Source organism: Pseudorhodobacter aquimaris (genome assembly GCF_001202025.1).
In the GTDB taxonomy this organism is placed as follows: Bacteria; Pseudomonadota; Alphaproteobacteria; order Rhodobacterales; family Rhodobacteraceae; genus Pseudorhodobacter; species Pseudorhodobacter aquimaris.
Genome location: NZ_LGHS01000059.1, coordinates 1 through 7,153 on the forward strand (window position 1 = coordinate 1; position 7,153 = coordinate 7,153).

Here is a 7,153-nt window from a genome sequence, read left to right on the forward strand (position 1 = left end):
GATTGCGGACAACACGTCGCGCAGGGTCTCGGGCGCAACACCGCGTGCAGGCGTTGGCGTCGCACCATAGCCGGGAAACATGCTGATCCAGCTCTGTTCACGTGAGACCAGCCCCTGATCGACGGCACGCAACTGACCGAAATAATCCTCGGCGCTGGGCGTGATGAAATGTGGCGTGAAATTCTTGCCCCGGACATAGGCGCGCTGGCTCTTGTCGTAGACGAGATTGCGCTTCCACTGGTCGGAATAGCCGCTCAGGTCGAGCGAGGCCTGCTGAAGCGAGATGCCAAACGTTGCCATCAGGTCTGAGCGGTTGATCCGTCCATGCCAGAACACCCGAAACTCGATGAATGCGTTGCGCCGCTCCGCGCCCCAGTTCAGCTGTTTGACGTGTTTGTGCGGCACGCACTTCCCTTCCGATCACTCTTCGCGTGTATAGGACTAATAAATAGTCTCACGCAATAAAATGATTCAATCTGAAGAACCGTCGATGGCCGCTAGTGTTCGCCACCTGACGAAAGATACCACTGGCGGCTTCGGGCCCAGAACCGCCCCGCGGACACACCGCAGCACAGGTTGGCGATGCAGGTGCAGTGGAACGCACCCGGCCCTTAGCTTCCGTTCGCCGAGGTGCTCATCGCTGCGGCGCGGCTTTCAGAAAGCGGTCATTCATGGATGCCTGCAGCAGCGTTCATAGCCCAAGGTCCGCAGTGCGGACAAATTGCCTTTCGCTGCAGGGGCAAGCTAGCCCGGTCTGATCGGAGGCAATGCGCAGGGAGTAACCTTTACATTTTTCGGACTACGAGGCATGCTCTGCCGGAAAGGGACCTAGCTCTGTGGCGCTCCATTTGCAGGTTTTTTCGTCTTATTTTAAACCAAGCATACCAAGAGTTCACGACAACCACCCGCCCAAAGCTAGTTTAAAGCTATAGCAAAATCTGCTATTGCATCACTGAGTGCGACTTAAAAATAGGTCCACACCAACTATTGTCTGTGGAGCCTAGTAATCTTGCAAGACGAGAAGATAAGATACGTCAGCCTTTACAGTGGTTGCGGAGGACTCGACTTAGGGTTTGAATTGGCTGGGTACCACCAAATTGCATCGTTCGATCATGACGCAACTGCGCTAGGTACACTTGAAAAGAACTTGGGTTCTCGGATTTTGAACAAAGACTTGTCCGAACCAGATGGAGAGGTCATTGCCGTCGCGGCCAAAGCTGACGTCTTGATTGCTGGCCCACCATGCCAAGGGTTCTCTACAGCCGGTAAAAACGACCCAAAAGATTTTCGAAACAACCATCTTGTGAACGTCGCCGAAATAGCTTCGCTAGCTCGTCCAAAAGTTGTTGTGATTGAGAATGTCAAAGGTTTGCTGAATCCGGCGAACTCACATCACTTTGAAAAGACGATAGGCACTTTGAAGAGAGCGGGATACTCTGTTGATTGGGCAATACATGATATCGCAGATTATGGTGTAGCCCAAACCAGGATCCGAGTCCTAATTGTTGCCGTTCTGTCTGATAAGCCACTGGGATTGCAGCTTAAATGCAAACAAAGATTGTCCCTAGGTGAGGCATTAAAGGGCATCGGAGAGCAAAATAACATCGGAAAACTCACGTTGAAAAAAGGATGTGCCGATTTCCTTATCTCTGAAAAAATTGGACCGGGGCAAAAGCTATCGAACGTTCGGAGGGGACTAACGTCAGTCCATACTTGGGATATTCCAGCCGTCTTCGGGCCTGTAAGTCAGAACGAAGTATCATTTCTTGAGACTATCGTTAAGCTCAGACGTCAAAGCCGTCGCCGAGACACTGGAGACGCCGATCCGGTTTCATACGATTTACTTAGAGAGTATTTTGGACACAGTACAGACATGTTGACAAAGTCTCTACTTGAGAAAAAGTATCTTCGTAGAGTGGACGGACATTTGGATATAACTAACACATTCAACGGCAAGTATCGAAGGCCGCGTTGGGACGGCCTTTCACCAACTGTCGATACTCGGTTTGGCCAACATAGGTACTTTTTGCATCCCGACGAGCATCGGGGGTTTTCCGTTCGGGAGGCTGCAAGAATACAAAGTTTTCCCGATTCATTCCATTTCTCGGAATCTGATTCAGCAAACTATCGGATGATCGGAAATGCGGTTCCTCCCCGATTTGCAGAAACCATTGCCAATTGCATCCGTAAGCAGTGGGCTACCATATGACTCCCAATGAATTCCAAAGTCTCCTTAGAGAATGGTGCCAAAATGACTTTGATGGGTCAGAGGGGTGGTTAGAACTCAAGCACGATGTCGAGTTTTTAGCCCAAGAACTGTACAATGAATATGATGTAACCCGGCATGGTGGGCATGGCAACTTCTCCGTACGACTGGCTCGGTGGATCGGGTCTGCAGACGCGCAGAGTGATCAACAGAGCCTGTACACAATGCTGAGGCATTTGGTGTTTCTTGGCGACAAAGAACTGGTTGCGGCGTACCGTACAGCATACAGCAAACATGTTTTGAGCTGGCTGATGAAAATTGGTCGCGTCAATGTGTTTGCCCCGAACGCAAGAGATCTGATGAATTCTCTACTAAACCGGACGCTGCTTACTCAAATAACCGACAGCTTCGGGCTTCGCAGATTTTTGACAACAAATTCCATACAAGGACAACCAGTTAGGTACACCTGGCTAGAGCATGAACATGATTGGGACCGAGACAACTTTACCGCTGCCCACTTGAAACTATCGGATCCAAATAGGCGTGACCTTATTGTCTTGTTTGAAGATTTTGTCGGGAGTGGTTCGCAAATGGAGGACCACGTCGAGAGAGCTTGTTCAATTGGTGGCGGAACTAGCGTACTGTTGTGCCCCTTGTACATTTGTCCGATGGGTGCGCAAATGGCGCGCGACTTTGTCGCCATGTACCCCCATCTAACTTTCAGCCCGGTTCTTGAGATTCCAGATGAAAAATTCATTTATGAGAGGCAGAAACCAGAAGAGCATTCAGACTTTGCTAACATCAGGCGTACTATTCAAGCCGTTCACACCAAAGTCGTTGAGCAAGGATCCGCTCTCCAGGACTATGGGCCGTTTGGGTTTGGTGCAGACGGACCTTATGGGAAATCCGGTGGTTTCGTGGTAATGTCATCAAACTGTCCCGACAACACAATTCCAGCCATACATCGGAAAAGAACAGGGCACTGGGAGCCACTGTTCCTGAGAAACTCGCGGGAGCCGATCTAATGGATGGGAAAAAGAATCCGTTTAGCAATTTGTATCATACAGAATCTCTTTCAACCGATCATTTTGTTAAGATTTTCAGCCCAAAATTGCTGCGCGAGAGCAGAACTCATGAACTATTCCAACCCGGAAGCGTAGTTCTGACTGGTCTGCAGGGCTCTGGAAAATCTGCGCTGTTGAACTTACTCAAGCCAGATGTCCTCATCGCATATCAAAAGAGTGAAGAGCCTTGGCCTCTTCCAAAACACTGCTCAAAATTCCTTTCTGCTAGCATTGTACTTAGATCAAGTGGAGCGCTTGATTTTGGCCAAAGAGCGATCCCTCAAGAAACACAGGAAGAAACTGAGAACAAGAAAGTTCTCGGCCTGTTTTTCGGTGATTTTCTAAACTACTGGATCATCGACGATCTTTTAAATAACGTTGACTTGCTGGGTAGCCCTGAAGGTTCAACTTTAGGCGAATTTTTAGGTCTCGATTTATCGATTGAAAAATTAGATTTTTTTGCATCATCCTTGAAAAAGGATAGTTGCTGGTTCGGAGTCATGGATGATGTTGAGGATTATGAAGGGCTCCGCCTGAAGGTAAAGCACCGTATTTCGGGGTACGAAAGCTACTTGAACTACAACTCCGATTTTCCAAACGATTATGTTAACACGAAGACCAAACCCGGGGCTCCAATTGGCTGCGTTGCTGACGCGTTGAAGGGGGCAGGGTTAATACCTCGCGACCTGCCCGTTTTTGTAACAATCGATCAATTCGAAGACTTGATGGACCTTGAGCGCGATGAAAAAGGGAACGCCGCACCAACATTCCGCAGTGTAATTATTCGGATGCTCGGTGATCGAGACCGACGTGTCTCCTACCGAGTTGGAGCACGTCCCTACTCCTTAAGTAAAGGACTGCAGGGCTTTGGAAACAACGCCTTTACGGAAGAGATGCGCGAATATGAGGTGGTTGATATCCGAAAGGTACTTGAAGGTACTGAAAGTAGGAAAACACTGTTTCAAGAGTTCTGTGAAGACGTCTTAGAACGACGGATAAAGTTCTCAGGTTTTTCTAGTACTAGCACTGAAGACGTGTTGAAAACGGTTTTTGGATCTCGGCCTACTGTCGAAGAAAAGGTAGACAGCTTCATTCGTGGCAGTCGAACAAGCGTTGTTTCCAAAGATTTTCCGGCCTCAGACGCTATCCGTAACGAATTAGTCACTATTGCGGAGAAGGATCCGATTAGCGCGAAGTTGGGCGAAGCATGGGTTCGTCAGAACATTAAAAAGTCAGAGATTTCGAAAGAATTAGTTCGAGAACAGCCCTGGGGGAAAAGGACATATTGGAAGAAAGAGCGTAAACAGCAAGCACTACTTCAAGTCTTTTCGGCCTGTAGGCAAAGGCTCGCATGGTACGGAGCTCATGATATTGTACTCCTCTCTGGGAAGAATATTTTTGCGTTTCTGAGCATTTGCCAATTCATTTGGGCAGAGAACATGCGCAGCAACGATTACGAAGCGTATGAACTCCCGGAACAAATTGATCCTCACATCCAGTCAATGGGCATTCATTCTGCAAGTGAGCACTGGTTTAGAAAAGTGAGGGCTGAACCAAAAGGTGGAGACGATAGGCACCGATTTATCAATGTCTTGGGAACGTTCCTTAGGGACCGATTGAGGAATGACAAAAATATGTCTTATCCGGGTGAGAACGGTTTTTCCCTTTCTTCCGGGGAGCTAGAAAAGCAGGTGTTTATCGAAGACTTTATCGAAAGCTGTGTAGAATTTGGTGTGTTAGAACATAGTGCCCATACTTCGAAATCAAAGTCACGCGGCCAAAGTCAAAAGTGGCATTTGTCATCTATACTCACACCTTACTTTCAGGTACCCACTCCGCACACAAAAGAACCATTTTACGCCTCTATTAGTGATGTGAATAAATGGATGCAGGCTGCGCTTATAGTTTCTCCGGGCCCTGTGATCTCTGATAGCAAGGCGAAGCGCCCCAAAACGGCGTCAAATAACACTCAATTAGATTTAAATTTCCGATTTGGGGAAGAAGATTGATAAGACTGGATCAGCCATTTAGGGCATGGGGAAACATCGACAACATTTTCTCGGGTATGCCCGGTGGACAATGGTCAATGATTGGCTGCATTTCGACAGAAGAGCGATGTGCCGGACTTGCTAGATGGTTCGGTACATATGGGCGTATCATTAATCAGTTGTTGGTAGAGGTAGCACACAGACCACCTCCCACGGAGGAACGTCTAGTGCAACAAAAGATCGATGCCAATCGAGACATTTTTATCCAGCACGGCACAAACCCGAATGAGATACACCACATTAGCGTTGACGCACCCTTCGGGGAATTCGAAAGGGCGATCGTACAATACTTAGACCGGGTTAGCGCACAAAACTTGGTTGTCGACATTACATCGATGCCTCAAAAAATGCTCTTCTTTCTTATGAAACTGCTTCGAAACGGCTATCGCAACATCGACAATACTGTAGTGGTTTACGCGGAGCCAGACGAATATGATCGTAATGCTCTTGTTGCGAACCATGAACCTTGGGATGCATTGCCTGGGTTTCGCCTGCAAAGAGACAGCACTTCGGATAGAAAAACTGTTGTTGCCATTGGGTATGACCCAATGGGGTTACCTGAGGAAGTTAATTCTCCTGAATTTAACGAAGGAACAACTTCATTTCTTTTTCCATTTCCAGCACAACCCGAAAGAGTCGCAAGAAACTGGCGCTTCATCCGGCAGATTTTCCCAAATGTTGAAAGTCAAAGGTTGGACATAAAACGAGTAGATGGGATGAACGTACCGGAAATTTTTGATGAGCTATGCGGCTTAGGAGGTTTTGGCGACGTCGCATTGACACTGGCTCCTTTTGGTCCCAAGCCGGTTTCCTTGGCGATGGCGCTGTACGCATCAAAGTTCTCAACTGGTGAATGCAGAACTGCGGTTTTCTACACGCATCCGCTTTACAAAAACCCCAATTACTCCATCGGATTAAAGATTGTTGATGGTGTTCCGAGAATAAATTGCTACTGTGTTCGATTGGGCCGAAGCAACTTGTATTAGTTTCGTTTACGCGGCCAGCCTTCGTCCTCTGAAAGTAATCGCTTCATTTTTACCGCGTTGACTGCGCTGCGACTTGAGTGATTGCGTCAGCGTCACTGAGGAAGTCCTCAAGGAAATTTTGGGTGAATGCCCGCAATTGCGGTTCACAAACTTCTATATTGCGTCTGCAGCTAAGGTCCGGTTTCCGCCCTCCACGTCGGTCATGCTGTGACTGCGAGCGAAATCTGAGTAATCGAAGCGAAAGCCCACAAGGTCCCGCATAGCTGCCTGTCGCGACCGCATCGCCGATGCCACCAACCTTTCGTTAGGCGGCGAACACTAGCTTGCTATAAGATCAAAACCTTGCAGGTAAGCTCCGATCTCGGCAACCAGTGACGCGTTCAACCCGTCTTTGCCGCGTATTTCGTCAAGGGCACGCTGTGCCTTGCCTGCGGTCATCCACTCGGTCTCCGGCGCATCTGGTGCGGACCAGCGCTCGCGCAGCCAATCCTCGAATTGTGCTCGTTCTTCGGAGGAAAGTAGCTGCGGCGCGTGAAACGCCACTAAGCGCCGGCCGAGCTGGCGTAGGCGGGGATCGCTGAGTGCCGCCACGATTTCCTGCCGTTGTGGCCAATCCACGCGCTGGAATTGTGCAAGAAGGCCTTTGTCGGCGTGGGTGTAAAAGCCACTGAATATCTGCTTTTCGACCAGAGGCGTCGGTGCTGCTGGATCCTCGGGAAACCGCGCAGCCAGTGCCTGTGCCACACGCGCGCGGAACTCGGGTGCTTTGGCTATGACTTCGGCACGGCGCAACTGCAAGTCTGTGGGTTTCGCGAGAGATAGGAGCGCTGGCGTCTTGTTGACCGAAAG

Annotated in this window: 4 protein-coding genes and 2 pseudogenes; 4 read left to right on the plus strand and 2 right to left on the minus strand. The window is 49.1% G+C overall.

From position 1 onward, the window contains the following. A pseudogene (locus AKU94_RS10325) lies at positions 1-405 on the minus strand (WYL domain-containing protein); the annotation flags it as partial. Positions 406-1,009: 604 nt separating this feature from the next. Here AKU94_RS10325 and AKU94_RS10330 point away from each other — a divergent pair. From AKU94_RS10330 to AKU94_RS19710, 4 genes are all read left to right on the plus strand, one after another. Beyond that, positions 1,010-2,209 (plus strand): DNA cytosine methyltransferase, encoded by a 1,200-nt coding sequence (locus tag AKU94_RS10330; RefSeq protein WP_198144889.1) that lies wholly within the window; start codon positions 1,010-1,012, stop codon positions 2,207-2,209. Next, positions 2,206-3,231, plus strand: coding sequence for a phosphoribosyltransferase-like protein (locus AKU94_RS10335; RefSeq protein ID WP_050527205.1), 1,026 nt, complete (start codon positions 2,206-2,208; stop codon positions 3,229-3,231). Before AKU94_RS10330 ends, AKU94_RS10335 begins: the two co-directional genes overlap by 4 nt. Next, on the plus strand, positions 3,231-5,279 hold the full coding sequence (locus AKU94_RS10340; RefSeq protein ID WP_157056514.1) for an ORC-CDC6 family AAA ATPase: 2,049 nt from the start codon (positions 3,231-3,233) through the stop codon (positions 5,277-5,279). The genes AKU94_RS10335 and AKU94_RS10340 overlap by 1 nt, the downstream gene beginning before the upstream one ends. Positions 5,280-5,485: 206 nt before the next feature. After that, positions 5,486-6,304, plus strand: coding sequence for a hypothetical protein (locus AKU94_RS19710; protein ID WP_157056515.1), 819 nt, complete (start codon positions 5,486-5,488; stop codon positions 6,302-6,304). Between the two features lie 318 nt (positions 6,305-6,622). Here AKU94_RS19710 and AKU94_RS10350 read toward each other — a convergent pair. Then, a pseudogene (locus tag AKU94_RS10350) lies at positions 6,623-7,153 on the minus strand (exodeoxyribonuclease I); the annotation flags it as partial.

Bases quoted from the DNA above. Each gene is read 5' to 3' on its own strand.
- AKU94_RS10335 (WP_050527205.1), top strand. From the start codon at position 2,206: ATGACTCCCAATGAATTCCAAAGTCTCCTTAGAGAATGGTGCCAAAAT.
- AKU94_RS10340 (WP_157056514.1), top strand. From the start codon at position 3,231: ATGGATGGGAAAAAGAATCCGTTTAGCAATTTGTATCATACAGAATCT.